Source organism: Pedobacter cryophilus (genome assembly GCF_005116455.1).
Taxonomy (GTDB): Bacteria; Bacteroidota; Bacteroidia; order Sphingobacteriales; family Sphingobacteriaceae; genus Pseudopedobacter; species Pseudopedobacter cryophilum.
On record NZ_SWBP01000003.1, the window covers coordinates 389,477 to 416,194 of the forward strand.

Here is a 26,718-nt window from a genome sequence, read left to right on the forward strand (position 1 = left end):
AAAAATACCTAATGAGAGAACTTTATGTAAAATCTTTACCTCTACAAGATGTAATTGCTAACCTGGCAGAAGCTTTTGAAACCACTTATTTTATAAGTTGCCACGAGTATAGAATTAACGTTCCGGAAGGTTATGGAAGTGGTTTTATAAGAGGGATTAATTTCTCTAGTGGCTTTGGATTAATTGAGTACAGCTGTACCTTTAAAGAAAGTATTAAAATTCATTTTTCGGTAAATAAAATTCATCCTTTAAAATTTATCTATTGCTCTGAAGGCATCATCAAACACAGGTTTGAAGAAAAAGACAGTTTACATTTGATAGATCAGTTTCAAAATGTGGTTGTAGCCAGTACCGCTCAAAATGGGCATATTTTATTATTCCCTAGCGGGCAAAAAATTCACATGAATAGTTTGGAAATTGCCAGAAAAGACTTTAAAACTAAAATTGATTGTGATTTACATTATGTAGATAAAAATTTACGTAAATTATTTAGAGACTTAAATGCCCGAAATTTATTCTACTACCACGGCAACTACAGTTTAGCCATGTCTGAATGTATAGATGAAATAAAAAATAATACATTGCTTGGATTTACCCGTAGGCTATTTTTAGAAGGTAAAGCAAATGAGATTTTAAGTCTTCAGATTAATGATTTTGAAGATGACCAAAAAGCAGAACCTAAAAGACAGATTTTAAGAAAAGTCGAGATGACACAGATTCAAAAAGCTGCTCAAATTCTTAAAAGCGAATTAGCAAACCCTTTAACCATTAAAGATTTAGCGACAAGAGTAGGCACCAATCCTACAAAATTACAGGAAGGCTTTAGATTTACCTTTGGCGCAACAGTTAATAATTATCTTAATAAATTAAGGTTAGAATACGCAAGAGACCAATTAATGATTGGCGATTTAAACATTAGTGAAATTGCAACTAACATAGGAATCAATAATAAAAGCTATTTTTCCAGACTATTTAAATCTACTTATCACCTTAACCCTAAAGATTTTTCAAAGCAAATTTCTAAGAATGTACTACTAGAAAAGCTCTGATTCATCCCTTTTGAATTAAAAAATAGTCTATTTAACTAAATTTTATCCCGCCTGTTAGTCTAGCGCTAGTTTTGAGTTTTAATATAAAAAACCAAATGCGTTTAGTTTATACACTTACTTTTATTTGTATTATCTGTTTTATTTTAGCCTATTATGAGCTTTATAAACAAACTACCACTTTCATGTTATTCATTTTTTGGGCGGTTTTCTTAAGTTTAATAGTGGTAGTAGTTAAAAATATAATGAAACCTACCACCTAATATTCTATTTCAACTTCGCTTTTATGGCTTTTACCTCTTAAGGTTAATACTGAAGTTTTGTTACCAAAACTATTTCTCACGTAAGTGATCACATCTTCAACTTGCTAATCGGTTAGTTAAATTCTTCCTGTTCCGACTATCTAAAATACCTAAAACAAAAAATCCTCCATCTTTTTGAGATGAAGGACTAATCTGTGGTCGCATCAGGATTCGAACCTGAGACCTTCCCGACTTGACGTCGGGATGCTCTATCCAGCTGAGCTAAAAAACCTCTAAAAACAAAAAATCCTCCATCTTTTTGAGATGAAGGACTAATCTGTGGTCGCATCAGGATTCGAACCTGAGACCTACTGCTTAGAAGGCAGTTGCTCTATCCAGCTGAGCTATGCAACCGTTATGGTTCTTATAAATAAGAACAAATTTAAAAAGAGATATTTCACTCTGTGCACCCACCTGGGCTCGAACCAGGGACCAAAAGATTATGAGTCTTCTACTCTAACCAACTGAGCTATAGGTGCGAAATCATTGCTGATTTGCGGTTGCAATGTTAGTAGTTTTTTTCTAAAAAAGCAAAATTAAAATGATCTATTTTCTATTAAAAAAACCAATTAAAATATCTTGTTATATTTTGATGGATGGGCTTCTTGCATCATTGCATAAACTTTTTCTACCATATCATCTACACTTGGTTTGCTAAAGTAATCACCATCAGAACCATAGGGCGGACGGTGTGCAACTGATGTTAAAGTTTTTGGTTGAGCATCTAAATAAAAATATCCGTTTTGACGCTCCAAAATATCTTGCAAAATAAATGCACTTGCCCCTCCGGGTACGTCTTCATCTATAATTAATAACTTATTTGTTTTTTGTAAAGACTGTCCACATTCCATAGCGGTGTCAAAAGGCATCAAGGTTTGTGCATCTATTACTTCGGCATCAATACCCATGGTCATTAATTCCTCGGCTGCTTCACTTACTAATTTTAAGGTAGAACCGTAAGATATAAGCGTAATGTCTTTACCTTCTTTTAAGATTTCTACTTTACCTAAAGGAATAGAGAATTCTCCCGGATTCTCGGGCATTTTTTCTTTTAAACGGTAGCCATTTAAACATTCAATCACCAAGGCAGGTTCATCGCCTTGTAAAAGTGTGTTATACATTCCGGCAGCCTGAGTCATGTTTCGTGGCACACACAAATGAATACCTTTAGTAGAGTTTAAGATCATCCCTATAGGAGAACCCGCATGCCATATCCCTTCTAAGCGGTGACCTCTGGTTCTAATGATCATAGGCGCAATTTGTCCGCCTTTTGTGCGGTAACTTACCGTTGCCAAATCATCACTAATAATATTGAGTGCAAAAGTAATATAGTCTAAGTATTGAATTTCGGCAATTGGCCTTAAGCCTCTTAAAGCTAAACCTAAACCTTGCCCAATAATGGTCATTTCTCTAATGCCAGTATCTATTACTCTTAAATCGCCATATTTTGCTTGTAAGCCAGAGAAACCTTGATTTACATCACCTATATTTCCTAAATCTTCACCAAAAGCTAATACCAATGGGTTCTTTTCTAAATTAGCATCAAAACAAGCGTTTAAAACCTCTCTCCCATCCACCAATTTAGGATCAGTGGCATAAACTACAGGAACTGGTTTTACTTTTAAGGGAGATAAAGCGGTATCAGAAAATAATTTGGAGTTGAATCTTTCCTGATTCACTTTCAGCTCTTTTTCATACCAGTCAATGAGTTCGTCTCTGGTTGCTGATGGATTTGATTTACTTAATCTGATAGATTTTCTTACCGCTGAGATTACTTCTCTTCTTAAAGGATCTATTTCTGATTTAAGCATTTGAGAAACCTTTTTAACTGTTTCTACTTCATTGGCTAAAGCATCTATTAAAGTTAAAGCATCTTGCTTTTCTACTTTAATTTGGCTCATCAAATCTGTCCAAGCTTCTTTTAAACTAGTTTTAACAAATGCCTTTCCATTATTTTCTATTTCCTGAAGCTCTTCTTCACTAACAATTGCCGAAGAGATCATCCATTCTCGCATTTTAACTAGGCAATCAAATTCTTTTTCCCAATCTAAGCGCTCCTTAGATTTATAACGCTCATGTGAGCCTGATGTAGAATGCCCTAAAGGTTGAGTAATATCCGTAACATGAATTAATACAGGTACATGCTCTTCTCTACAAACTTTTATGGCTTTTTCATAAGTTTCGCAAAGGGCTACATAATCCCAACCACAAACTTTAAAAATTTCGAAACCTGGTTTACCTTCTTCTCTTTGAAATCCTTTTAGAATTTCTGAAATATCTTCTTTAGTGGTTTGAAATTTTGCAGGCACAGAAATACCGTAACCATCATCCCAAACAGAAATTGCCATAGGTATTTGTAAAACTCCGGCTGCATTTATAGCTTCAAAAAACACCCCTTCAGAGGTTGATGCATTGCCAATGGTTCCAAAAGCAACTTCATTACCACTTATTGATAAATGTTTATATTGAGTAAGTGCTTTATTTTGTCTGAACAGTTTAGATGCATAAGCCAAACCTACCAAACGAGCCATTTGCCCTGCTGTTGGAGAGATGTCTGAAGAGCAATTCATCATTTCTGTTAAATTTTTCCAAGTACCATCTTCATTTAAAGAACGAGTAGCAAAGTGGGCATTCATTTGCCTTCCGGCTGATGCTGGTTCTTTTTCTATATCAGGATTTGCATATAGTTGCGCAAATAATTCCTTTATGGTAGACATACCAGTTGCAAACATAAATGTTTGATCTCGGTAATATCCTGCTCTCCAATCGCCCTTTTTAAAAGCTTTTGCCATCGCTAATTGAGCTACTTCTTTTCCATCACCAAAAATTCCGAATTTAGCTTTACCGGTAAGTACTTCCCTTCTGCCTAAAATACTGGCTTGGCGACTTCTAAAAGCGATATCGTAATCACTAATTACTGCTTGCTTAAAATCATCGAAACTAAGCTCAGAAACATCAGTTTGCTGGGTTAACTTATCTTTGGTATTTATCATATTTAATTGGTTAGCGAGGCTTCAAAAATAAGAAAATTACTCATCTTGTCCGAATCTTAAGCTTTAAAATGAAAATTTGTTTTGGAACAGTTTTTGAAATACATATATTTGAATAAACAAAATAAGAAATGAAAAGGATTCTGTTAATATGTTCAGTAGTAATTGGTTTTATAGCTTTCTCTGCAATGCAGGATAATAAAGCCGAATTCAAATTTGTAGAAGAAACACATGACTTTGGAAAAGTTCCACAAGGAAAGCCTGTTTCTTTCGTTTTTAAATACACCAATGTGGGTAATGAGCCATTAATTATTACAGCGGTTGAATCTACTTGTGGTTGCACAGTGCCTAGCGTTGAGCCAAAACAAGGCACTCCGGTTAAAAAAGGAGAATCAGGTTCTATCACTTTAACTTATAATGCTGCAGTAGCTGCTCCATTTAATAAGTTTGTGAAAATTAGCTCTAACTCTAAAACTCCTTTAAAAATGCTTTATGTTAAAGGTGAAGTTGTTGCTGCAACAGGGAAATAAAATTAGATTTAATAAAATAATTATAAAAGCCATCTCTAACCAGATGGCTTTTTTTATGTTTCATATTTTTTTGGGGGATCTCACTCAATTTGGTTAAAAAATAATTTAAGCATTTCAACCTCGATAAAAAAATTGGAATTGATAATGCTGTTGCGATAACAATATAAAAGTGGCCTCTTTTTTTGAGTAGGATTTTAAACCGCTAAACTTAGGTATCACATTCTATAAGTAGTCTTGTTTAATAAGTTACCGAAATAAATTCAGGATAATAAAACCAAAATTCAGGATAAAAAAAATCCTTGACCGATAAAGATCAAGGATTTTAATATTAATGTTTACAGTTAAATAAATAATACTAATTAAAGTATTAATAAAATAATGATGATTACTAATAAAGCAGTTAAAGACAGATAAATTCCTCCATTAGAAATTGCTTTTGCTTCTTTCTTCATAGTGGTTAACTCTGCTTTAAGATCCTGCTTTTCAGCTTGGCTTAAACTAGCTTTATCCATTTTTTTAATCTCTTCTACTCTTTGAGTAATTTGATTTAATTTAACTTGTTGTTGTTCTGTTAATTCTTTTGCTTCTTTACCTTCGGCAGCTTGTGCAACATTTACCGACCCAACTAACATGAACACTGAAAATGCGATGTAAATTAATTTTTTCATTTTGTTATAAGTTTAAATTATGAATTTATTACTGACCATAATCTACTAAAAATAGAGCCAAAAGCATCTTTAAAGACTAAAGTATAACTAATTAAATATTTTGGTGTTTTTAATAAGACGAAAAAAAATTAACGTAGCTTATTGTATACACTTTTAAACACTTAAGTGTACTTGTTTATGTGGATGTAGCATTGCAAACTCCGAAACCAACTTTTCAATATATTTATGAGATGGATAAGGTGTGAGTAAAGATTTTGCTTGATCTAAACTAACAGGTATTTGTTCTTCGGCCAAGTAACCCATTCCAAAAAAACTTCCTTTATCTATTAAAATGCAACTTTTTTCGAGTTTATTTCTACCGCTATCAACTATTAAATAAGAAGGTAATTCTCCTTTTAAGGTTTCCAATACTTCACCTACTCGTAAATTATATTCTTTCGCTGGTTCTAAAGCTTCGCAAGCGCCAAAACACTGTTGATTTTGTAAACCCAAACAAGTCTCATTATTTTTTTGAATATCACATAATTTTGGACACAGATTAAATTTAAGACATAAATCCTGTACCAACAGATGTCCATCTGTTAAGGAATTAAATTGATAAAAAGGAGTCATAAATTTAACTTTTTTGCCAATTCCTAATCTTGTATAACCTCTTTGATCTTCGTAAACATACAATCCATATCTTTTTTCTGGAGTTTTGGATGCCTTGTTTTGTGCTGGCCACAATCTTTTAATTTCTATGTTTTCTAAAATTAAAGCCTGCAACTCTGTTCCACATACTTGGTGTGATATTTTTCTAATTTCTCTTAAAAATTCTTGTTTGTTTTTATGCGGACTATTGTTTGAAAAATGGCTCAATATTCTTTTGTAAAGGTTTTTTGCCTTCCCTACATAAATAATTTTATCTTTTTTATTTTTAAAATAATAAACACCTGGTTGCCTTGGCACTTTATCAAGATCATGTTTAGAAATAAACGGAGGTAAAGCTTGTTCTTTGGTTACTATTGCTAAAGCTTCTTTAATGTATTGATGTTCATCTGCGTTAAGCATTAATTTAAACAGAGTTGCCGTAGCAAAGGCATCTCCTCCTGCCCTATGCCTGTTGGGTATAGCAATGCCCAAATTTCTTGTGAGTTTGCCTAAACTATAAGATGGCAACCCGGGGAAAATTTTTCGGGCCAACCTAACTGTACACAATTTTTTACTTTGAAGATCAAGACCTTCTTTTTTTAAATGATGGTAAACAAATGAATAATCGAAGTTTACGTTGTGAGCTACAAATATTTTTTGATCTAGTAAAGAAAAGATTTTAGGCGCCACCTCTTTAAAAGGAGGTGCTTTTTTTACCATTTCATTGGTGATGCCTGTTAAGCCTTGCACAAATATGGGAATATCCTGAAAAGGATTAATTAGTGTTTCGTATTGCTCAATAATTTCATTTCCATCATGTATAATAATGGCAATCTCAGTAATTCCATGTGCGTTTGCATGGCCACCTGTGGTTTCAATATCTACTACAGCGTAAAGCTTATTCATTAATTCAAAATTAAGTAATATTTACTAAAATTATTAGTAACTAACAAAATATACATTCTTCAAAGTTTATAACGTTATCCATAAGTTATTTTTATATTCGTCGGATTTATTAAAAAAATTTATGATCAAAAAAACAATCTTAACATTGTGCATCAGCACCATAAGTGTAGTTGGTTTTGCACAAACTAAAAAGGCAGCAGCTGTAAAACCAGTGGCAGCAGTAAAACCATTAACTTCAGTAGATTCTGCAAGTTATTCTTTTGGATTAAAAATAGCTATGGGCTTAAAATCAGATGGAGTAGGTAGTTTAAACTATGCTTTATTGAGCAAAGCCATGGAAGATGTATTTATGGGAAATCAATTAATGATATCTGATGAACAAGCTGGAGCCGCCATTAGTGGTTTTTTACAACAAGCCAGTAAAGCTAAATTTTCTGGCTTAGAAGAAGAAGGATCTAAATTTTTAGCACAAAACAAACTTAAACCTAATATTATAACTACAGCAAGTGGTTTACAATATGAAGTAATTACGCAAGGAACCGGCGAAAAACCAAAAGCTACTGATGAAGTAACGGTTCACTATAAAGGAACATTAATTAACGGAAATCAATTTGACAGTTCTTATGATAGAAACGAGCCACTTTCACTTCCTTTAAACAATGTGATTCCGGGATGGACTGAAGGCGTACAACTAATGGCTGTAGGTTCTAAATACCGTTTTTATATCCCTTACCAATTAGGTTATGGAGAAAGAGGTGCTGGGCAGGATATTCCTCCTTTTAGCACTTTACTTTTTGATATAGAGTTAATTAAAATAGGTAAATAAGGAAATATCAAAATATTTAAAAAGGTGTAAATGGTTTAAACCGTTTACACCTTTTTTTTTGAAAAAATATATTTCTCCTAATAAAAGTATTTTCTTCAGTCAAAAAAAATCAAATGAAAATTAGATTTAAAAAAATATTAATTTTTATGAGGGTAAATTAATTTAAACACGGATTAAAATATATCGCTTATTATTGTCTTTACAATTAAAAGATAAATCAGTTAAAGTGATTACCCTAAAACCAATCTAAAATTAAACGTTATGAGGAAAGCAGCAGTTATTACTTTAATTAGTTTTTTAGTTTTACTTTTTCAATTTTGTGCTGATAAAGACAGCGCTATTCCTACCACAAATGGAACTTCTCTATCTTTACCATCCAATACTTTAAATTATTTAGTAAGCTATCCTACTCATGTTCAAAATGCATTAACGGCAACTGATAATACTCCAGCTAACAATCAAATCACAAATGATGGCGCAACATTAGGAAGAGTGTTATTTTACGATACGCAACTGAGTGCAAATAATACCATTAGTTGTGGAAGCTGTCATCAACAAAATAAAAATTTTGATGATCTAATTCCATTAAGTAAAGGTTTTGAAGGCGGTTTAACTGATAGAAAATCTATGCCTTTAATGAATGTGAGATTCTACAGAAATGGTAGAATGTTTTGGGATGAGAGATCAAGAACTTTAGAAGCACAAGTTTTACAGCCTATTCAAAATCATGTAGAAATGGGTTTAACTTTAGCTCAATTAGAAAGTAAGGTGAAGGCATTAGACTATTACCCCGCTCTTTTTCTAAAAGCTTTTGGTAATACCACTATAGATTCGGTTAAAATATCCAGAGCACTTTCTCAGTTTGTGAGAAGTATTGTGACTTACCAATCTAAATATGACAAAGTAAAACAAGGTACTGAAGCATTTAGTAATGCCGAAGCTATTGGAGAGCAATTATTTTTGAATGCTGGCGCACCAAATACTTGTGCAAGTTGCCACACTCCGCCAATGTTTATTACCAGTGACCCTGCTAGAGGATTTGCATTACAAGATATTAACGATGCGGGAATTAATAATCAAAATAGATTTAAGTCTCCTTCACTAAGAAATATAAGTACCCGTACCAATTTATTTCATAACGGGAGCATTGCCAATTTACAAGCCATGCTTACTTCTGGCGCACCAGGAAGTGGCACAGGTCCAATTCCGTTACATGCTGTTGCCCCACAAGATATTCAGAATATGTTAGCTTTTTTAAATACTTTAACTGATCAAACCATTCTTACAGAAGAAAAATTCTCTAATCCGTTTAAATAAAAACCACAAATTAAGCTTGGCAATTTAATTAAGCTTTTAACCAATCAGTTAAAAGTTTAATTAATATAAAAATTTACTACCCTTTAGCCGAATTTTCTGTTAAGCTTAAGGCTAATTCTTTCCCTAAATATTTATCAATAATGGCATGTATAAAATACAATACTGGTGTCATAGATAAAGCGATGATAAACTTATAAGTGTAGTTTACCAAGCCAATAGCAGCCACCATTTGCCAGCTCCAGTTAAACTGGGGGTTAATATAAAAAGCAATAAAAATAACAACAAAACTATCTATCAATTGAGAAACTAAGGTAGAACCTGTGGCTCTTAACCAAAGCTTTTTCTCTCCTGTTATTTTTTTAATACTATGAAATATCCTTACATCAGCAATTTGCCCAATTAAAAATGCAGTAATAGAACCAACTATAATCCACATTCCTTGACCAAAAACACCTTTAAAGGCATTATTCATATTTAAGTTTGTACCATTTACTGTTTGGTTAATCCAAAAATCGGCAGGAACCAGTTTTATACTAAAACCAACCACAATAAATGCAAATACAATTAGAATGGCGGCTAAATAAGAAAGAAATTTCACGCCCTTAACACCATAATATTCATTTATAATATCGGTCATGATAAATACAATTGGCCACGTAACCACACCGGCCGACATGTTGAAAGATAAACCCTCCACACCAAATAAGTTAATATCGAATTTACTTAAACCCAATGATTCTTCTACCGAGAATATTTTTACGCCAATAAATTCGGCAAGGATGGCATTTGCAATTAAAAAACATCCTAATACAATAAACAATTTACTTTCTTTAGATTGATGGCTCATATATATTTGAATGGATTATATAAAATAAATCATAATTTAATATTGGCTCATTTTTAGACAATTATTTAATCAGATAGTTTTTTTATGCGTTAAAAATAATTCTATTTCAAGTAAAATTATCAAATTAGTCCCTATGATTAATCTCTCTTCTAAATTACCTAAAATTTCAAACTCCATTTTTTCTGTAATGAGTGCTTTAGCTGATGAATATCAAGCTATTAACTTATCTCAGGGGTTTCCAAATTTTGCAGTTGATGCGGCCTTGATAGAACTTGTAAATGCAGAAATGAAAAATGGAAATAACCAATATGCCCCCATGCCTGGTATTTTTAGCTTACGCAAAAGTTTATCAACTAAAATCTCCAACCTTCATCAAGCTTACTACTCGCCAGATACAGAAATTACCATTACAGCTGGTGGAACTCAGGCCATTTTTACGGCAATAGCGGCTATCATTCAACCCAATGATGAAGCGGTGATTTTTGAACCTGCTTATGATTGTTACGCCCCTACCATAAAAGCTTTTGGCGGCTTAGTAAAATCTTATGAAATGCAGCCTCCTTTTTATGATATAGATTGGGACATGATTAAAAAATTAATTACAGTAAATACCAAATTGATTGTAATTAATTCGCCACACAACCCTACCGGAAAAATTTTAAAGCAAGAAGATATTGATCAACTCATAAAAATTACTAAAAACACTGATATCGTTATCATTAGTGATGAAGTTTACGAACATATTATTTTTGATAATGAAAAGCATTTAAGCCTGGCCCAGTTTCCCGAATTAAAAGAAAGAACTTTTATTACCGCCAGTTTTGGGAAACTATTTCATGCTACCGGGTGGAAAGTTGGCTATTGTGCAGCTCCAGAATTTTTAATGACTGAGTTTAGAAAGATTCACCAATTTCAAATTTTTAGTGTGAATACCCCTATTCAATTTGCCTTTAATGAATATTTAAAAAACCCAGAAACCTATTTGGAACTCGCTGCTTTTTATCAGAAAAAAAGAGATTTTTTTGCTTCTTTACTTAAACAAACAAGATTTACCCTTTTGCCTTGCAAAGGTTCTTATTTTCAAAATGTGAGTTATGAAAATATATCTGATGAAAAAGACGTTGAGTTAGCTATGAGATTAGTAAAGGAGCATAAAGTAGCCAGCATTCCAAATTCTTCTTTTTACACTAAAAATTCTGATTATAAAACGCTAAGATTTTGTTTTGCCAAAGAAGAAGAAACACTAGAAAAAGCAGCAAGCTTTTTGAGTAAAGTTTAATTTTTGACAAGAGCTCATCATAATTTTAAATAACCTTTTTCATTAAATTCGTATAATAAACCTAAGACAATATTTATGATCATGGATCATTTAAAAGTAACTCTTTTACAAGCCTATTTATTTTGGGAAAACATTGATAAAAATCTTCAAAATATTGGATTAAAATTATCAACTATAAGAGAAAAAACAGATCTGATTATTCTTCCAGAAATGTTTAATACAGGTTTTACAATGAATGCCGCCGCACTTGCCGAAGAAATGGATGGAAAAACAATGCAGTGGATGAAAGACAAAGCATTTAAACATGATGCGGTAATTACAGGCTCCTTAATTATTAAAGAAAAGGGAAACTTTTATAACCGATTAATTTGGATGAGACCCGACGGAACTTACCAAAAATATGATAAAAAGCACCTTTTTACATTAGCCGGAGAAGATAAAATTTATACCAGCGGATCAGAAAAGTTAATTGTAGAATTAAACGGTTGGAAAATTATGCCGGTAATTTGTTATGATTTAAGGTTTCCGGTTTGGCTAAGAAATCATGATGATTTGTATGATTTATTGTTAGTAGTTGCCAATTGGCCCGAGAAAAGAGCACATCATTGGAGAACGTTAATTCCTGCCAGAGCAGTTGAAAATCAGTCGTACATTATTGCTTTAAATAGAGTTGGACATGATGGAAATGAAATATACTACAGCGGCGATACCACCTGCATAGATCCGCAAGGAAAAGTAGTGTATTACAAAAGAGATGAAGAAGATACTTACACATTTACCATTCACAAAAATGAAGTTATTAAAACAAGAAATGAAATGCCTTTTTTGAATGATGCAGATGATTTTAAATTATTAGACTCCTAAAATTCAAAAAGTTTTCTATCGAAGAAATAGCATTAATAACCTTTGAAATTAGTTTTTATGTAATTAAAGATTGTAGAAGCCTGTTTTTGATTAAATTGGCCTCGCTGCTATTCAAATAAAAACCCAATAGAATTATTCTTTACACTTTCATCTAATGTACATCAACTTAAAAAACAAAATTTATCTTTGTTGTTAGCGATAACATTAATTAAACCAAACAAGCCTACTTGTTTTTTCATTATCCTTTACATATTTACAAATGTTTAAAGAAATAAAATACAAACCATTAAGATTTTTAAGTATTCTTTTTTTCTTTCTTATCATTTTTATTTGTGCCGTAGAACTTAATTTTTTATGGCTTTTTGGCTTTTCGCCCAGTAAAAAAGATATTAAATTTCCTTCTTTAAGTGTATCCTCAGAAGTGTATACCGCTGATAGCGTTTTAATAGGAAAATACTATCGTGAAAACAGAACACCTGTTAATTTTAATGAAATTGACAGTACTGTAATAAACGCTTTAGTAGCTACAGAAGATATTAGATTTTACAAACACTCTGGGGTAGATTTATACTCGGTAGTATCTGGCTTAATTTCTACCGCACAAGGAGATAAAAGAGGTGCAAGTACCATCACTCAGCAATTAGCTAAAAATTTATACCGAACAAGATTAAATAAATCACAAGGTTTTATTAAACATGTACCAGTATTAAGAACACTGGTTTCTAAATTTAGAGAATGGTTAACAGCTTATAAATTAGAATCTAATTATTCTAAAAATGACATCATTACTATGTACCTCAATACCGTTCCTTTTGGAAACAACTCTTACGGGATTAATACGGCAGCTAAACATTATTTTAATAAAACAACATCCAAATTAAAGATAGAAGAATCGGCTCTTTTGGTCGGAATGTTAAAGGCTACTTCGACCTATAATCCTATAAAAAATCCAGAAAAAGCATTAGAAAGACGTAATACGGTACTTTCTCAGATGAAAAAGTACAATTATATTAATGATAATCAATATCAAAAAACTATTGCAAAACCTTTAAAATTAGATTTAGGTAATAATAACGAAGGTAGTGATGGCGATTCGTACCTAAGAAGTGCGGTAGCAAAATGGTTAGAGAAATGGTGTGAAGAAAATAATTATGACTTGTATGAAGATGGGTTGAAAATTTATACAACCATAGATTCTAAACTTCAAAAATATGCAGAAGAAGCCGTTCAGGAACAAATGAAAACGCTTCAAAAAAGATTTGATAATGTTTGGGGCGATGAAGAACCTTGGAGAGATTCTGAAGGAAATATCATTGAAAACTTTTTAGAAAATAACCTTAAAAAATTACCTTGGTATGCCGCCCTTGAACGTAAATATCAAGATCAGCCTGATTCTTTAGTTGCCTTTTTAAACAAGCCTAAAAGAATGAATGTTTTTTCTTGGGATGGAGATAAAAAAGTAGAATTTTCTACCATTGATTCTATAAAGTATTATGCCAAAACTTTAAATACCGGGATGATGACTTTAGATCCATTTAATGGAAAAATTAAAGTTTGGGTAGGTGGAGATGATCATAAATATTTTAAATATGACCACGTAAATCAATCAAAAAGGCAAGCAGGATCTACATTTAAGCCTTTTGCTTATTTAGCAGCTTTAGAAAGCGGAATGAATCCATGTGATAAATTTACCGATAAGCCCGTATCTATTAGTTATAAAGTGGGTAATGGAACAGAGGTTTGGGAACCAAAAAATGCTGATTTTAACTTCTCTTACAGAGAAATGTCTTTACGATGGGCAATGGGAAAATCTGTTAATTCTATTACTGCTCAAATTACCGAAAAAGTAGGCTGGGATAAAGTTGTAGAATTTGCGCACAAATGTGGTATCGAAAGTAAGCTTTTGTCCGTACCGTCTGTAAGCTTAGGTCCAAATGATGTTTCAGTTTATGAAATGGTAAGAGCGTATGGTACATTTTTAAATAAAGGAAAAAAAGTTGATCCTATTTTAGTAGAAAAGATTGCAGATATAGATGGCAATATTATTGAGGAGTTTACAGCAAAACATACTGAAGTATTAAGCAAAGAAATTGCTTGGTTGATGCTTTATATGTTTAGAGGAGGCATGGAAGAGCCAGGCGGAACCTCTCAGGCGTTATGGGAATGGGATTTATGGAAAAAAAATAATCAAATTGGGGGTAAAACAGGTACTTCGTCGGATTATGTAGACGGTTGGTATATGGGCATTACAAAAGATTTAGTTACTGGAGTTTGGGTAGGTGCAGATGATAGAAGCGTTCACTTTAAAACTTCGCAAACAGGAGAAGGATCTAGAACTGCGCTACCAATATTTGCTAAGTTTATGGAAAAAGTGTACAAAGATCCATCAACAGGAATAACCTTAGGCCCTTTTCCAAAACCAGATGTTGAAATTACCAAAACTTATATTTGTCCAACAGTTAGATACGAAGCTGACACTTTAACAACTGATAGTTTGTTAACAGATTCTATCTTCACAGAACAAATAGAAGATCCAACGGTTCAACCAGAAATAAAAGAGAATAAGCCATCTGTAGAAGCCACAGATCCAAAAAAAGAAAAAAGTAATACACCAGATCCATCACCAGGTACTATAGTTAATAAAGAATTAAGCAAGCAAGAAGAACGAAAACTAAAAAGAGAAAAAAATAAAGGAAATTAAGTATTAGGTAAGAGATTAAGCGCAACAAATCATCTTAATGTAATTCTTAATTAACAAAAAAATTGTTTTCTTATTTTTTCGTAATTATGATAAAGTCCAAACAAACGCACATATGAAAAGTAGTTTATTTTCCAATAATAGGTCTATCCAATTGATTCGCTTATTGTTTATACTAGTCATCTCATTGGTTTCATTAAATACCCAAGCTCAGTATTTTGGACAAAATAAGGTGAGGTATAAAAACCTGAAATTTAAAGTTTATGAAACTCCTCATTTTCAGTTATATTATTATACTAAAAATGATAGTGTGGTAAAAAACTTTGCAAAAGAAAGTGAAGCTTGGTACGCTTTGCATCAACAAATTTTTAGAGATACTTTTAAAAAGCCCAACCCTATTATACTTTATGGTAACTCCCCAGAATTTCAACAAACCACTACCATAAGTGGCGAAATTGGAGTAGGAACCGGTGGGAAGGATTAAAGAATAGAGTGGTGATGCCTTTGCAAGAAATAAATGGGCAAACAAGGCATGTACTAGGACATGAATTGGTTCACGCATTTCAGTATCATTCTCTTATTGAGGGGGATTCTACTCAACTAGAAAACATAGGAAATTTACCTTTATGGATGATTGAAGGGATGGCCGAATATTTATCTTTAGGAAAAGTAGATGCTAATACCGCTATGTGGATGCGAGATGCGGTATTAAACAAAGACATTCCAACGCTTAAAGATTTAACCACCAACAGTAAGTATTTTCCATACAGATATGGACAAGCCTTTTGGTCATTCATTGGTTCTACTTATGGCGATACTACCATTTTTCCGTTTTTTAAATCAACAGCCAAATATGGTTATGAAATGGCTATCAGAAGAACTTTTGGTTATGATGACAAAACCTTATCTAGTTTATGGAAAAGTTCTTTAGAAAACGCTTACCTACCCTACTTAAAAGATACCACACAAACTCCAATAGGAACTTTAATAGTTGATGAAACTAATGGAGGTGAAATGAATGTGGCACCTGCAATTAGTCCTGATGGCAGGTATTTAGCCTATTTATCCGAAAGAGATGTTTTTTCAATTGATTTATATTTAGCTGATGCCGAGACTGGGAAAATCATCCGAAAACTGACCTCAAAAATCAGCAATTCTCATATTGATGAATTTAATTTCATAGAATCTGCTGGCGCATGGTCACCAGATAGCCGACAATTTGCATTTAGTGTAATTAGTGAAGGCCGAAATAAATTAATTATTGTAGATGTAGAAAATGGCAAAACAGTTTTAGAAAAAGACATGGGAAAGGTAGAGCAATTTAGCAACCTTACTTGGTCTCCTGATGGAGAAAACATTGCTTTTTCGGGCTTAAAAGATGGACAAAATGATTTATTTAGCTATAATATCACTACTTCAGAGATTAAACAATTAACAAATGACGCTTATACAGATTATCAACCTTCTTATTCTTTAGATGGAAAAAAAATCGTTTTTTCTAGCGATAGAGCAAGTCAAAAAAGTGAATCAATTACTGCTGCCATTCCAATGGGGATGGCTGTTTTAGATTTAACAACCAATACCATCAAAAACATAAGTGTTTTTCCGGGTGCTAACAATTTCAATCCTGTTTTTGCATCTAAAGATTCTAAAATTTATTTCCTTTCTAATAAAGATGGATTTAGAAATTTATACCGATATGATTTAGCAGACGGAAAAGTAGAGCAGCTTACAGATTACTTTACCGGTATTAGTGGAATTACAGAAAACTCCCCTGCTTTAAGTATTTCAAACAATGATGATATTCTTTATTCTTATTACAGATCTCAAAAATACACCTTGTATAATGCTAAGGTTAAAGAATTTAAACCTAAAGTTGTTGACCCAGAGTTTGTAGATTTTGCAGCAGCCACACTTCCTCCACCAAAATCTGTGGGAGTGAACATTGTAAATAAAAATTTAGAAAACTTTTTAGCTTATGATGATTTACCTTTGGATTCTATTAAAACTGTTCCATTTAAATCAAAATTTAAATTAGATTATATTGCTAATAATGGCGCAGGAGTTTCTACCAGCAGGTTTGGAACAGGTTTATCTGGTGGTGTACAAGCCATATTTAGTGATATTTTAAGTAGAGATCAAATATTTGCTTCTGCTGCCGTAAACGGAGAAATTTATGACTTTGGAGCACAAATTGCCTATGTAAACCAACAAAGCAGATGGAATTGGGGTGGCTCTTTATCGCACATTCCTTATCAGTTTGGAACTTACGGCATACAAAACACCGACTTAAATACTGCTCAGGGCACAATACCTACTGTAGAAGAATTTTATGATATCATCAGAATATTTGAAGAATCGGCTCAAGCTTTTACTTCTTACCCATTTTCTAAAATAACCAGAGCAGAGTTTGGTGCGGGTGTTTCTAGTTACTCTTATAGAATAGATAGATACAGTACTTACTATGATCGTTCTACATTTTTCCCAATCTATCAAGACAGAAGAAAAGTATCTACTACAGAATATGCACAAACTGCTGGATACAATTTAGACCCTTACACTATTTTCCAAATAAATACAGCTTTGGTTGGTGATAATTCTTTTTCTGGAGTTGCTTCGCCACTTAATGGATACAGATACAGAATAGGAATTGAACAATACTTTGGAACTTTCCAATATACTGCACCAACTGTAGATTTAAGGAAATATGTAAGAGTTAAGCCGGTTACTTTTGCAGGTAGAATTTATAGCTATGGCCGTTTTGGAAATGTGAATAACCAACAACTTTTTCCAATTTTTATTGGCTATCCGTATTTAATTAGAGGTTATGAAGCAAATAGTTTTTATAACAACAGCGGAAGCACCAATTCATCATCAAACGGATTTACCATAGATCAGTTAATTGGAAATAGATTAGCAGTAGTCAATTTTGAAGTGAGGTTGCCATTTACTGGTCCAAAAAAATTATCGGTTGTAGAATCTAAATTTTTATTCTCTGAAGTCAATTTATTTTTTGACGCTGGTTTAGCTTGGGATAAAGGCGATAAAATTGATTTAAGCAAAAAATCACCGGCACAAATTGGAACAAATAATAATGGATTTCCAATTTATGAAAGTGTGAGAGTTCCGGCATTAAGTGCTGGTATTTCTACCAGAGTTAACGTATTTGGCTATTTTGTATTGGAGCCATATTTGGCATTTCCTTTTAACCGAACAGATGTAAGCAAGCCAGTATTTGGTTTAGCTTTTTCTCCGGGTTGGTAAGTGTAAGGTTTATGATATTTAAAAGACTAATAGTTTAAAACTTAACTTTATAAAACAACGTTTATTAAAACATGAAAAAGATATTCATATTATTAGCAATATTTACGGTTTCAACTTTTGCGGCTTGCAGTCAAACTTCAAAAAACGGCTCAACTAACCAGCTTGTAAATGCAAGAAAAGAGAAATTTCCCATTACAAAATCAGAAGAGGAATGGAAAAAAATTCTAAGTCCTGTAGCATTTGAGGTTATGGTTAAAGAAGGTACCGAACCTCCTTTTAAAAACCCTTATCATAACAACCACAAAAAAGGTATTTATGTAAGTGCGGCAACCGGAGAACCTTTATTTAGTTCAGAAGATAAATTTGATTCGGGTACAGGATGGCCAAGTTTTACTAAACCACTTAACGATAAAGGAGTAATTTGGATAAAAGATACTTCTTATGGAATGACAAGAGATGAAGTTGTGGAAGCAAAAACAGGATTACATTTAGGTCATGTATTTAATGATGGTCCTGCCCCTACTGGTTTAAGATATTGCATTAATTCGGCAGCTTTAAAATTTATAGAATCTAAATAAACAGGCTTAGAAACAACCATAAAAAAGGCTTCAATAAAATTTATTGAAGCCTTTTTGCTTTATGAGCAACACCTTATTTAAGACATAAACATTAAAGACGATTGCCTTACCATACTCACTTTTGCTCTATTTTCATAATTCAAACCTAACGTTAAATCAATCCAATCTGTATTTACTGCTCTAATCATTTTTTCTTTTTGAGACCTGGTAAACCTATTAATAGTTTTAAATCTTTGTTCGGCATTAGCTTCAGAATTTAATTCTTCAAAATAAACCAACCTTGTTAATTGCTGCCCAGCATCAAAAAAAAGATTAGGCATTTTTCTATAAAAATCCATTGTACTAATAATGTTAGTACTTAAACCTACATGTAAGTTATTTCTGTTTCTATCTGTTACAATGAATACAAACTTTTTCATATCCTATCTATTTAAATTTCTTAATAAACTATTTTTAAATTCTATTGGTTTCCTCTCCAAAAACATAAGGCGTTTATTTTATTTGTTTGATAATAAAGCCTTTTAAAATTTGTTTCTTTTTATTGAAAGAAAATTACTAATTTTATGAGCATAAAAATACTAATAATTTTAGTAATTCCAAATTTATTTTGAAATGGGTAAAATATCAGACAATATCAAGTACCTCAGAAAAAAACAAGGCTTCACTCAACAGCAATTTGCTGATGCCATGCAAATCAAAAGATCATTAGTTGGCGCTTACGAAGAAGAAAGAGCAGAGCCAAAGTATGATTTGCTGCAAAAATTTGCCGAATTTTTTGAATTGAGTATAGACGAACTCATCAACGAAAAAATTGATGCGCAATGGAAACCTAAACCAAAAGGAGATGCCTCTAACGTAAGGGTACTAAGTATAACGGTAGATAAAGATGATAATGAGAACATAGAATTAGTACAAGTAAAAGCTAGCGCAGGTTATTTAAATGGTTACGGTGACCCTGAATTTGTAAGTACTTTACCAAAATTTTCTTTACCTATTTTTAAACAAGGTACTTACAGAGCTTTTGAAATAAAAGGAGATTCTATGCTCCCACTTACCTCTGGTTCCATTATCATATCAGAATATGTAGAAAACTGGAATGATCTTAAACCTGGAGAAACTGCTGTGGTAGTTAGTAAAAACGAAGGTGTGGTATATAAAAGAATGGGCGCTAAACTTAAAGCTGATAAGGGCTTAAAATTAGTATCAGACAATCCTATATACGATCCATATTTTGTGCCTGTTGAAGATATTATGGAAATTTGGAAAGCAAAAGCTTATATATCTACAGATTTACCACATCCAAATCCAGAACCTACCATGGAAAGCTTAACCACCATGATGGCACAAATGCAAAGATCAATAAGCCAATTAAAAGACGATAAAAATTAATTTTTTTGAGATTAAACTTTATTCTATAAATTTCATCAAACAACAAAAAACTTAAATAAAATGAAAAAATACTTTTTAACTTTTATCCTTTTTGTTTCCATGGTAACAATAGGATTAGCTCAACAAGCGCCAGGTCAAGGTCAAAGACAGCAAGGCACACCAGAAGAAAGAGCAAAAAGAAGCGTTGAAATGATGGAAAAAAATCTTTCTATAAATGCTGATCAAAAAACTAAAATTTATGCCGCAAGTTTAGAGCGTGGAAAATCTATGGAAGCGTTAAGAAAAGCTGCTGGTGAAGGAAACAGACCTGATGCTGCTCAAATGAAAGCTTTAAATGACAAGTTTGAGAAAGTTGTTGCAGAAACTTTAACTGCTGAACAAAAAACAAAATATGAAGAAATGAGATCGCAAAGAGGCAACAATGCCCCAAGACCCGGTGGTGCTCAATAACGTTTATAATAATTGAATTTTAAAAGCAGGATATTTGTCCTGCTTTTTTTATTTTTACAAAAAAAACAATCTTGACCAATTTTCTGATAAACAAAATCAATCAAAGAGTTCAAAATAATTCCTTAAGAGAACTCAAAATACCTAATTCATTGATTGATTTTTCTTCAAATGATTATCTCGGCTTTGCCAAATCAGCTGAATTAAAAGAAAAAATAGAAACCTTTACAAAAGACAACCCATCTTACTTTATTGGAGCTACAGGATCCAGATTATTATCTGGCAACAGCCAATTTGTAGAAGAATTAGAAGCAGAAATCTCTATTTTCCATCAGGCCGAAGCTGGATTAATCTTTAATTCTGGTTATGATGCAAATATTGGTTTGTTATCTTCTATAGCACAAAGAGGCGATACCATTATTACCGATGAATTGATTCATGCTAGTTTAATTGATGGCGCAAGATTAAGCAATGCCAATCGCTATATATTTAAGCATAATGATTTAGAAAGCTTAGCAGAAAAACTAAAAAACAGCAAAGGCAATATTTTTGTGGTTACCGAAAGTGTTTTTTCTATGGATGGCGATTTTGCTCCCCTCAAAGAAATTAGCGATTTAGCTAAGAAATACGAAGCTCATTTAATTGTTGATGAGGCCCATGCCACCGGAGTTTTTGGAGCATACGGACAAGGATTAGTCAATCATTTAAATCTCGAAAATGAAGTTTTTGCCCGGATACATACTTTTGGAAAAGCATTAGGCTGCCATGGCGCCATTATACTAGGCTCTAAAGAATTAAGAACTTACCTGATTAACTTTGCCCGATCTTTTATTTACACTACCGCATTACCCTTTCATAGCTTGGTTAGTGTAAAAAATGCTTATGAATTGTTAAAAACTACTCCAGCCATTAAACAATTGGCTACTAATATTGAACTATTCAGATCATCAACATTAAAAAATTCATTTATAAAAAGTGAAAGTGCTATTCAATGTAAGATAGTATCTGGTAACCAACAATGTAAAAATATGGCCAATCAAATTCAGGCTAATGGCTTTGATGTTAAGGCCATATTGAGCCCTACCGTACCAGAGGGGAAAGAAAGATTAAGAATTTGTTTACATGCATACCATACGCCAAACCAAATTAAAAGCTTAATAAATTTATTAGCTAACTATGAGTAAAAAATATTTTGTAACCGGTATTGGAACGGAGATTGGAAAAACAATAGTTTCGGCTGTATTGGTAGAAAAACTAAATGCAGATTATTGGAAACCTATTCAATCTGGAGAATTAGACAATTCTGATACGCACAAAGTAAAATCATTAATCAGTAATGAGGTTTCTGTATTTCATCCAGAAGCTTATCAATTAACACAGCCTTATTCTCCACATCATTCGGCAGCTTTAGATGGATTATCCATTAGTTTAAATCAAATCAACTTACCCAAAACAAACAACGCTCTTATTATTGAAGGAGCAGGTGGCTTAATGGTTCCCTTAAATGCTAAAGATTTAATGATTGATTTGATTGTTAAACTAAGTGCTGAAGTTATTTTGGTATCTAAAAACTATTTAGGCAGCATTAACCATACTTTACTATCTATTGAGGCCTTAAAAAACAGAGGAATTGCTATAAAAGGATTGATTTTTAATGGTGTCGAAAATAAATCAAGTGAAGAAATCATTATTAACATATCAGGCTTAACCGTATTAGGAAGAATTCCTGAATTCTCAAAGATAGATCAAACTTCTATAAAAGAAGCCACTTCGGCTATTCAACTATAAAATTTGTTCTACAAAAAAAAGCCCTAGAGAATATCTCTAAGACTTTTTTTATATCTTATATTAAGAATTATTCTGCTGTTTCAGCATCATCAGCTTTTTTAGCTGCTGCTTTTTTTACAGGTGCTTTTTTCTCAACTTTTTCTTCAGCAACTTCAACAGTTTCTGCTTTTGCTTTAGTTACTTTTTCTACTTTAGCCTCAACAACTGCTGCCACTTTTTTTACACCTACTTTTTTAGCAGGTGCTGCTTTAACTACTGGTGCAGAAAAATCAAAAGGTACAATTGAAACATAAGATTTATTATCAGCTTTCTTTCTGAAAGCTACTTTTCCATCAACTAATGCAAATAAAGTATGGTCTTTACCAATACCTACATTTTTTTCTGGATGGTGTTTAGTACCACGTTGACGAACGATGATATTTCCTGCAATAGCCGCTTGACCGCCAAAGATTTTAATACCTAAACGCTTGCTTTGTGATTCTCTACCGTTATTCGAGCTACCGGCTCCTTTTTTATGTGCCATGGTTTTATATCTTTTTTGCTAAGTAAAACTCAGCGATTGAACATTGTAAAATTATATTGAAATGCTACTGATCTGAATTTTAGTAAAAGACTGACGGTGACCATTCTTTTTCTTATATCCTTTTCTTCTCTTTTTGTGGAAGACAATAACTTTATCACCCTTTAAATGAGACAAGATCGTAGCCGAAACTTTAGCTCCTTTAACTGCTGGCGTACCTACAGTAAATTTGCCGTCATTTTCAACTAACAAAACATTGTCAAATTCAATACTAGCGCCTTCATCTCCTTGTAATCTGTGTACAAAAAGGTGCTGGTCTTGAGCAACTTTAAATTGCTGTCCTGCTATACTTACTATTGCGTACATGTTTTAATATTTTATTGTTTGTAAAATTGAGGTGCAAATATAGGAATTAAATTCACTTAAACAAATGTTCAGCAAATGTTAAATTTTAGTCTCTTATTTTTAGTTTTTAAGGCATTAACAATTAGAAAAGCTAGGTTTTAACATTGCAGTTACACTAATCCCAATTCACACTCAGCCTCCGCCCCCATTACACATTCCTTTAGCTTGGCATTAGTCACAATTGAGCGGTATAACTTCCGTACGTCGGGCGTTTAAGTTGGGTTTATTTACTCAGGTATTTTCAAAAACAAAAAAGCCAAATAATAATCCAATTTGTTGTTAAACATTTCAGATTTTTACTCGACTTTTAATGGATTCGGCTTAAAGCCAAAATTTATTATTCTTTTTTACCAGCATCTCCAGCATGCTTTTGTTTTCTCTTCTCACCCATTTTCTTCATCTGGGCTTTTTGTTCGTCACTTAAAGATTCTTTAAAATTTTTAGCATTTTCTTTTCTTGCCATCATGTTATTTTTCATCATCTCTTTTTGGCTACTCGTTAAAGTCTTAGATAAAGCTTCTTTTCGTTCTTCAGGCGTTAAATTCTTATTGTCTGTTATTGCTTTTTGTTCTGCTGTTAATGTAGCTCTAAACGCTTCTTGAGCTTGCTTTCCTTTCTCACGGCTTTCTTTCATTTGCACCTTTTGCTCTTCTGTTAAATTTTCTGCCATCTTACCTTTGGCATGATGTTTAGCTTTTTGAACTGGTTTGGCTGTTGATGTTGTTTGTGCCATGCTATTAAAAGCAAATACCACTAATAAAATTGCTGTTGAGCTGATGATTTTCTTTAAATTTCTCATATTCTTAAATTATTAATTGTTTTTAATTTTAGTTATGATGTTATTATTCAATTAAGGTTTAAGGCAACTATTCTATCTTACCTATATTTAACAATTATTAACATTTAACTAATTTAAAACCCTATAAAATATGAATTCATTTCGTTTAGCCTTTTACACATTGGCTGCTATAATAATTACCGCTTGTAATCAAACTGATAAAACATCAAAAGAAAATCCTACAGACAATCCGAACGAAGAAATTAATTTAGACTCTTCCTTATTAAAAGAAACAGAAAAATGTTTTTTAGCTTTTGTAGGAAAAGATTCGGCTTTCTTAAGCTTAAAAAAGAATGGGGAAGCAATATCAGGGGATTTAATTTACCAGTTTTATGAAAAAGACAATAACAAAGGAAGCTTAAAAGGAACGTTAAATGGAGATACTTTAATTTTAGATTATACTTTCCAATCTGAAGGTACAACTTCTACCAGACCCTTAAAATTCTTGATTACCAAAAATCGTATTTACGAGATTTATGGCGCTAACAAAGCCGAAGAAGGAAAAGGATTTATTTTTGATCCGGCGGATTGTAAAACCCTTTAAAAACCTTCTTCATTTCTCTTAAATCATCGCCTCATTTACCTAATCCTTATTTTCTGTTTAAAATAAGAGAAAGGTTTGTATTTTTACGCCTCAATATAAGATCCATTCGTTTATGATAAAGAGAGAAAAAGTTGTAAATATCCTTCAATCTACCGTGTTTAATAGAGAAATAACCGTTTTAGGTTGGGTTAAAACTTTTAGAAATAACCAGTTTATTGCCTTAAACGATGGCTCTTGCATGTCTAACATTCAAATTGTTGTTGATTTTGCCAATACTTCAGAAGACATTCTTAAAAAAATTACCACAGGTGCGGCAATTAGCATCACAGGCCAATTGGTAGAATCATTAGGTAAAGGTCAATCCGTAGAAGTTAAAGCAACAGCTATAGAAATTTTAGGAGAAAGTGACGCAGAAAAATTTCCTTTACAACCTAAAAAACACAGTTTAGAATTTTTAAGAGAAATTGCCCATTTACGTTTCAGAACCCAAACTTTTAATGCCGTTTTTAAAATAAGACATAAACTGGCTTTTGCAGTTCATCAGTTTTTTAACGACAAAGGTTTTGTGTATTTACATACCCCAATTATTACAGCTTCAGATGCCGAAGGCGCTGGCGAAATGTTTAGGGTAACTACTTTAGATTTTGATGCTACCCCAAGAAATGAGGATAATAGCATCAACTACAAAGAAGATTTCTTTGGACGATCTGCAAATTTAACGGTATCCGGCCAGTTAGAAGCAGAATTAGGTGCAATGGCTTTAGGTGAGGTTTATACTTTTGGGCCAACTTTTAGGGCCGAAAATTCTAATACTACGCGTCACCTTGCCGAGTTTTGGATGATAGAACCAGAAGTGGCTTTCGCCGATTTGGAAGACAACATGAATTTAGCCGAAGATCTTTTAAAATATGTAATCAAATATGCTATTAATCATTGCCCAGAAGAACTGGCTTTTTTAACCAACAGATTAGCAGAAGAAGAGAAAAATAAGCCTCAGGCAGAAAGAAGCGATTTAGATTTAATGGCTAAACTTCAATTTTGTTTAGATAATAATTTTGAACGCTTAACTTATACAGAAGCTATTGAGATTTTAAAGCGATCTAAACCAAATCAGAAAAAGCAGTTTAAATACCTGATAGATGAGTGGGGTGCCGATTTACAATCTGAACATGAGCGTTATTTGGTAGAAAAGCATTTTAAAAAACCAGTAATTTTAACAGATTACCCAGCCGACATTAAATCATTCTACATGAGAATGAATGAGCCTGATGAACAAGGCAGAAAAACGGTAAGAGCAATGGATATTCTGTTTCCTGGAATTGGAGAAATGGTTGGTGGCTCGCAAAGAGAAGAACGTTTAGATTACCTAAAAACCCGAATGGGCGAAATGCATATCCCGGAAGATGAATTGTACTGGTATTTAGATACCCGTAAATTTGGAACCGCACCACATGCTGGTTTTGGTTTAGGTTTTGAAAGATTAGTTCTTTTTGTAACCGGAATGACCAACATCAGAGATGTGATTCCTTTCCCAAGATTTCCTAAAAATGCTGAGTTTTAATCTCCAGCTTGATAAAAAACAAAAAAGGGTTTCGAATAATCGGAACCCTTTTTTATTCTACATATATGATAGAGCAGAATTAAATGGCGATTGCCAAATTCTGTTGATTGCTTAATTTTGCTTTTACAAACTGTATATCTTCTTTAATTAATTGATATAATGCTTTGTCAAAATTTATAGTAGCCAAATTGATCAACTTAGTTTTGATTTTAGCTCTTTGAATTTGGACATCTGCTTTTAATATCATTAATAATTCTTGATCAACATTGTTGATGATTTGGCTGGCTATTTTAGCTGTAGTCTTTATCATAAAATTCATTTTAATTTAAAATAATGTAATCCAAATAAATGCCATTATTTAAAAAATACATCCTACTCTTATCAAATCATTTAAAAAAGTTGAAATATTGAATATTTAAGCATGAAATGCATCTTTAAGCTACTTTAAGTATAGATTATAACATTTTAAAACTGTATACTA

At 32.5% G+C, this 26,718-nt stretch carries 25 protein-coding genes and 2 tRNA genes; 16 read left to right on the forward strand and 11 right to left on the reverse strand.

What is annotated here, in order from left to right:
* Window positions 1-11: 11 nt before the first annotated feature.
* The gene (locus FA046_RS10755; protein ID WP_136826402.1) at window positions 12-1,049 is read left to right on the forward strand and encodes a helix-turn-helix transcriptional regulator; all 1,038 of its coding nucleotides are present in this window, start codon (window positions 12-14) and stop codon (window positions 1,047-1,049) included.
* Between the two features lie 579 nt (window positions 1,050-1,628).
* Here FA046_RS10755 and FA046_RS10765 read toward each other — a convergent pair.
* The 3 genes from FA046_RS10765 to FA046_RS10775 form a co-directional block, all read right to left on the reverse strand.
* Window positions 1,629-1,702 (reverse strand) — tRNA-Arg (locus tag FA046_RS10765).
* A gap of 51 nt (window positions 1,703-1,753) precedes the next feature.
* A tRNA-Ile gene (locus FA046_RS10770) sits at window positions 1,754-1,827 on the reverse strand.
* A gap of 90 nt (window positions 1,828-1,917) precedes the next feature.
* A complete protein-coding gene (locus tag FA046_RS10775) occupies window positions 1,918-4,341 on the reverse strand; it encodes an alpha-ketoacid dehydrogenase subunit alpha/beta (protein WP_136826403.1) in 2,424 nt (807 codons plus the stop codon).
* Between the two features lie 128 nt (window positions 4,342-4,469).
* Here FA046_RS10775 and FA046_RS10780 point away from each other — a divergent pair, with 128 nt between their 5' ends.
* The gene (locus FA046_RS10780) at window positions 4,470-4,868 is read left to right on the forward strand and encodes a DUF1573 domain-containing protein (protein WP_136826404.1); all 399 of its coding nucleotides are present in this window, start codon (window positions 4,470-4,472) and stop codon (window positions 4,866-4,868) included.
* A gap of 359 nt (window positions 4,869-5,227) precedes the next feature.
* Here the strand turns inward: FA046_RS10780 and FA046_RS10785 are convergent, their stop codons facing one another.
* Both FA046_RS10785 and FA046_RS10790 read right to left on the reverse strand, forming a co-directional pair.
* Window positions 5,228-5,536, reverse strand: coding sequence for a hypothetical protein (locus tag FA046_RS10785; RefSeq protein ID WP_136826405.1), 309 nt, complete (start codon window positions 5,534-5,536; stop codon window positions 5,228-5,230).
* A gap of 153 nt (window positions 5,537-5,689) precedes the next feature.
* A complete protein-coding gene (locus FA046_RS10790) occupies window positions 5,690-7,072 on the reverse strand; it encodes an exonuclease domain-containing protein (RefSeq protein ID WP_136826406.1) in 1,383 nt (460 codons plus the stop codon).
* A gap of 121 nt (window positions 7,073-7,193) precedes the next feature.
* Here FA046_RS10790 and FA046_RS10795 point away from each other — a divergent pair, with 121 nt between their 5' ends.
* Window positions 7,194-7,898 carry an FKBP-type peptidyl-prolyl cis-trans isomerase gene (locus FA046_RS10795; RefSeq protein ID WP_136826407.1) on the forward strand — a complete coding sequence of 235 codons (705 nt, stop codon included), beginning with the start codon at window positions 7,194-7,196 and terminating at the stop codon, window positions 7,896-7,898.
* Between the two features lie 261 nt (window positions 7,899-8,159).
* Window positions 8,160-9,215: a cytochrome-c peroxidase gene (locus FA046_RS10800; protein ID WP_136826408.1), complete on the forward strand. Its 1,056-nt coding sequence runs from the start codon at window positions 8,160-8,162 to the stop codon at window positions 9,213-9,215.
* Window positions 9,216-9,291: 76 nt separating this feature from the next.
* On the opposite strand, the gene FA046_RS10805 is transcribed toward FA046_RS10800, so the two are convergent.
* The gene (locus FA046_RS10805; protein WP_136826409.1) at window positions 9,292-10,062 is read right to left on the reverse strand and encodes a queuosine precursor transporter; all 771 of its coding nucleotides are present in this window, start codon (window positions 10,060-10,062) and stop codon (window positions 9,292-9,294) included.
* 133 nt (window positions 10,063-10,195) lie between these two features.
* Here FA046_RS10805 and FA046_RS10810 point away from each other — a divergent pair, with 133 nt between their 5' ends.
* The 6 genes from FA046_RS10810 (at window position 10,196) to msrB (ending at window position 18,745) form a co-directional block, all read left to right on the forward strand.
* Window positions 10,196-11,341 (forward strand): methionine aminotransferase, encoded by a 1,146-nt coding sequence (locus tag FA046_RS10810; RefSeq protein ID WP_136826410.1) that lies wholly within the window; start codon window positions 10,196-10,198, stop codon window positions 11,339-11,341.
* 81 nt (window positions 11,342-11,422) lie between these two features.
* The gene (locus tag FA046_RS10815; protein WP_136826411.1) at window positions 11,423-12,205 is read left to right on the forward strand and encodes an amidohydrolase; all 783 of its coding nucleotides are present in this window, start codon (window positions 11,423-11,425) and stop codon (window positions 12,203-12,205) included.
* A 259-nt stretch (window positions 12,206-12,464) separates the two neighbouring features.
* Window positions 12,465-14,906 carry a penicillin-binding protein 1A gene (locus FA046_RS10820; protein WP_136826412.1) on the forward strand — a complete coding sequence of 814 codons (2,442 nt, stop codon included), beginning with the start codon at window positions 12,465-12,467 and terminating at the stop codon, window positions 14,904-14,906.
* 112 nt (window positions 14,907-15,018) lie between these two features.
* Window positions 15,019-15,387, forward strand: a complete 369-nt coding sequence (locus FA046_RS17585; protein ID WP_317130544.1) for a hypothetical protein — start codon at window positions 15,019-15,021, stop codon at window positions 15,385-15,387.
* Between the two features lie 14 nt (window positions 15,388-15,401).
* Window positions 15,402-18,167, forward strand: coding sequence for a basic secretory protein-like protein (locus FA046_RS10825; RefSeq protein WP_317130545.1), 2,766 nt, complete (start codon window positions 15,402-15,404; stop codon window positions 18,165-18,167).
* 71 nt (window positions 18,168-18,238) lie between these two features.
* Entirely contained in the window at window positions 18,239-18,745 is a 507-nt protein-coding gene (msrB, locus tag FA046_RS10830; RefSeq protein ID WP_136826413.1) for a peptide-methionine (R)-S-oxide reductase MsrB, read from the forward strand.
* 77 nt (window positions 18,746-18,822) lie between these two features.
* On the opposite strand, the gene FA046_RS10835 is transcribed toward msrB, so the two are convergent.
* A complete protein-coding gene (locus FA046_RS10835) occupies window positions 18,823-19,164 on the reverse strand; it encodes a GIY-YIG nuclease family protein (RefSeq protein WP_136826414.1) in 342 nt (113 codons plus the stop codon).
* Window positions 19,165-19,357: 193 nt separating this feature from the next.
* On the opposite strand from FA046_RS10835, the gene FA046_RS10840 reads away from it, so the two are divergent.
* The 4 genes from FA046_RS10840 (at window position 19,358) to bioD (ending at window position 22,369) form a co-directional block, all read left to right on the forward strand.
* The gene (locus tag FA046_RS10840; protein WP_136826415.1) at window positions 19,358-20,134 is read left to right on the forward strand and encodes an XRE family transcriptional regulator; all 777 of its coding nucleotides are present in this window, start codon (window positions 19,358-19,360) and stop codon (window positions 20,132-20,134) included.
* Window positions 20,135-20,194: 60 nt separating this feature from the next.
* Window positions 20,195-20,584 carry a DUF4890 domain-containing protein gene (locus FA046_RS10845; protein ID WP_136826416.1) on the forward strand — a complete coding sequence of 130 codons (390 nt, stop codon included), beginning with the start codon at window positions 20,195-20,197 and terminating at the stop codon, window positions 20,582-20,584.
* 71 nt (window positions 20,585-20,655) lie between these two features.
* Window positions 20,656-21,765, forward strand: coding sequence for an aminotransferase class I/II-fold pyridoxal phosphate-dependent enzyme (locus FA046_RS10850; RefSeq protein WP_136826417.1), 1,110 nt, complete (start codon window positions 20,656-20,658; stop codon window positions 21,763-21,765).
* Complete coding sequence (gene bioD, locus FA046_RS10855; RefSeq protein WP_136826418.1) at window positions 21,758-22,369, forward strand: dethiobiotin synthase; 612 nt, start codon at window positions 21,758-21,760, stop codon at window positions 22,367-22,369. The genes FA046_RS10850 and bioD overlap by 8 nt, the downstream gene beginning before the upstream one ends.
* Window positions 22,370-22,436: 67 nt before the next feature.
* On the opposite strand, the gene rpmA is transcribed toward bioD, so the two are convergent.
* From rpmA to FA046_RS10870, 3 genes are all read right to left on the reverse strand, one after another.
* A complete protein-coding gene (rpmA, locus tag FA046_RS10860) occupies window positions 22,437-22,892 on the reverse strand; it encodes a 50S ribosomal protein L27 (RefSeq protein WP_136826419.1) in 456 nt (151 codons plus the stop codon).
* Window positions 22,893-22,943: 51 nt separating this feature from the next.
* On the reverse strand, window positions 22,944-23,255 hold the full coding sequence (gene rplU / locus FA046_RS10865) for a 50S ribosomal protein L21 (RefSeq protein ID WP_136826420.1): 312 nt from the start codon (window positions 23,253-23,255) through the stop codon (window positions 22,944-22,946).
* Between the two features lie 376 nt (window positions 23,256-23,631).
* Window positions 23,632-24,093 carry a hypothetical protein gene (locus tag FA046_RS10870; protein WP_136826421.1) on the reverse strand — a complete coding sequence of 154 codons (462 nt, stop codon included), beginning with the start codon at window positions 24,091-24,093 and terminating at the stop codon, window positions 23,632-23,634.
* A gap of 130 nt (window positions 24,094-24,223) precedes the next feature.
* On the opposite strand from FA046_RS10870, the gene FA046_RS10875 reads away from it, so the two are divergent.
* Window positions 24,224-24,676, forward strand: coding sequence for a hypothetical protein (locus tag FA046_RS10875; protein WP_136826422.1), 453 nt, complete (start codon window positions 24,224-24,226; stop codon window positions 24,674-24,676).
* 112 nt (window positions 24,677-24,788) lie between these two features.
* Window positions 24,789-26,237, forward strand: coding sequence for an asparagine--tRNA ligase (gene asnS, locus FA046_RS10880; protein ID WP_136826423.1), 1,449 nt, complete (start codon window positions 24,789-24,791; stop codon window positions 26,235-26,237).
* A 79-nt stretch (window positions 26,238-26,316) separates the two neighbouring features.
* Here asnS and FA046_RS10885 read toward each other — a convergent pair whose 3' ends face one another.
* Entirely contained in the window at window positions 26,317-26,547 is a 231-nt protein-coding gene (locus FA046_RS10885) for a hypothetical protein (RefSeq protein ID WP_136826424.1), read from the reverse strand.
* Between the last annotated feature and the right edge of the window lie 171 nt (window positions 26,548-26,718).

Excerpts from the sequence above, each read along its gene's own strand:
- FA046_RS10755 (WP_136826402.1), top strand. The coding sequence starts at position 12 with ATGAGAGAACTTTATGTAAAATCTTTACCTCTACAAGATGTAATTGCT.
- FA046_RS10775 (WP_136826403.1), bottom strand. The coding sequence starts at position 4,341 with ATGATAAATACCAAAGATAAGTTAACCCAGCAAACTGATGTTTCTGAG.
- FA046_RS10780 (WP_136826404.1), top strand. The coding sequence starts at position 4,470 with ATGAAAAGGATTCTGTTAATATGTTCAGTAGTAATTGGTTTTATAGCT.
- FA046_RS10785 (WP_136826405.1), bottom strand. The coding sequence starts at position 5,536 with ATGAAAAAATTAATTTACATCGCATTTTCAGTGTTCATGTTAGTTGGG.
- FA046_RS10790 (WP_136826406.1), bottom strand. The coding sequence starts at position 7,072 with ATGAATAAGCTTTACGCTGTAGTAGATATTGAAACCACAGGTGGCCAT.
- FA046_RS10795 (WP_136826407.1), top strand. The coding sequence starts at position 7,194 with ATGATCAAAAAAACAATCTTAACATTGTGCATCAGCACCATAAGTGTA.
- FA046_RS10800 (WP_136826408.1), top strand. The coding sequence starts at position 8,160 with ATGAGGAAAGCAGCAGTTATTACTTTAATTAGTTTTTTAGTTTTACTT.
- FA046_RS10805 (WP_136826409.1), bottom strand. The coding sequence starts at position 10,062 with ATGAGCCATCAATCTAAAGAAAGTAAATTGTTTATTGTATTAGGATGT.
- FA046_RS10810 (WP_136826410.1), top strand. The coding sequence starts at position 10,196 with ATGATTAATCTCTCTTCTAAATTACCTAAAATTTCAAACTCCATTTTT.
- FA046_RS10815 (WP_136826411.1), top strand. The coding sequence starts at position 11,423 with ATGGATCATTTAAAAGTAACTCTTTTACAAGCCTATTTATTTTGGGAA.
- FA046_RS10820 (WP_136826412.1), top strand. The coding sequence starts at position 12,465 with ATGTTTAAAGAAATAAAATACAAACCATTAAGATTTTTAAGTATTCTT.
- FA046_RS17585 (WP_317130544.1), top strand. The coding sequence starts at position 15,019 with ATGAAAAGTAGTTTATTTTCCAATAATAGGTCTATCCAATTGATTCGC.
- FA046_RS10825 (WP_317130545.1), top strand. The coding sequence starts at position 15,402 with ATGCCTTTGCAAGAAATAAATGGGCAAACAAGGCATGTACTAGGACAT.
- msrB (WP_136826413.1), top strand. The coding sequence starts at position 18,239 with ATGAAAAAGATATTCATATTATTAGCAATATTTACGGTTTCAACTTTT.
- FA046_RS10835 (WP_136826414.1), bottom strand. The coding sequence starts at position 19,164 with ATGAAAAAGTTTGTATTCATTGTAACAGATAGAAACAGAAATAACTTA.
- FA046_RS10840 (WP_136826415.1), top strand. The coding sequence starts at position 19,358 with ATGGGTAAAATATCAGACAATATCAAGTACCTCAGAAAAAAACAAGGC.
- FA046_RS10845 (WP_136826416.1), top strand. The coding sequence starts at position 20,195 with ATGAAAAAATACTTTTTAACTTTTATCCTTTTTGTTTCCATGGTAACA.
- bioD (WP_136826418.1), top strand. The coding sequence starts at position 21,758 with ATGAGTAAAAAATATTTTGTAACCGGTATTGGAACGGAGATTGGAAAA.
- rpmA (WP_136826419.1), bottom strand. The coding sequence starts at position 22,892 with ATGGCACATAAAAAAGGAGCCGGTAGCTCGAATAACGGTAGAGAATCA.
- rplU (WP_136826420.1), bottom strand. The coding sequence starts at position 23,255 with ATGTACGCAATAGTAAGTATAGCAGGACAGCAATTTAAAGTTGCTCAA.
- FA046_RS10870 (WP_136826421.1), bottom strand. The coding sequence starts at position 24,093 with ATGAGAAATTTAAAGAAAATCATCAGCTCAACAGCAATTTTATTAGTG.
- FA046_RS10875 (WP_136826422.1), top strand. The coding sequence starts at position 24,224 with ATGAATTCATTTCGTTTAGCCTTTTACACATTGGCTGCTATAATAATT.
- asnS (WP_136826423.1), top strand. The coding sequence starts at position 24,789 with ATGATAAAGAGAGAAAAAGTTGTAAATATCCTTCAATCTACCGTGTTT.
- FA046_RS10885 (WP_136826424.1), bottom strand. The coding sequence starts at position 26,547 with ATGATAAAGACTACAGCTAAAATAGCCAGCCAAATCATCAACAATGTT.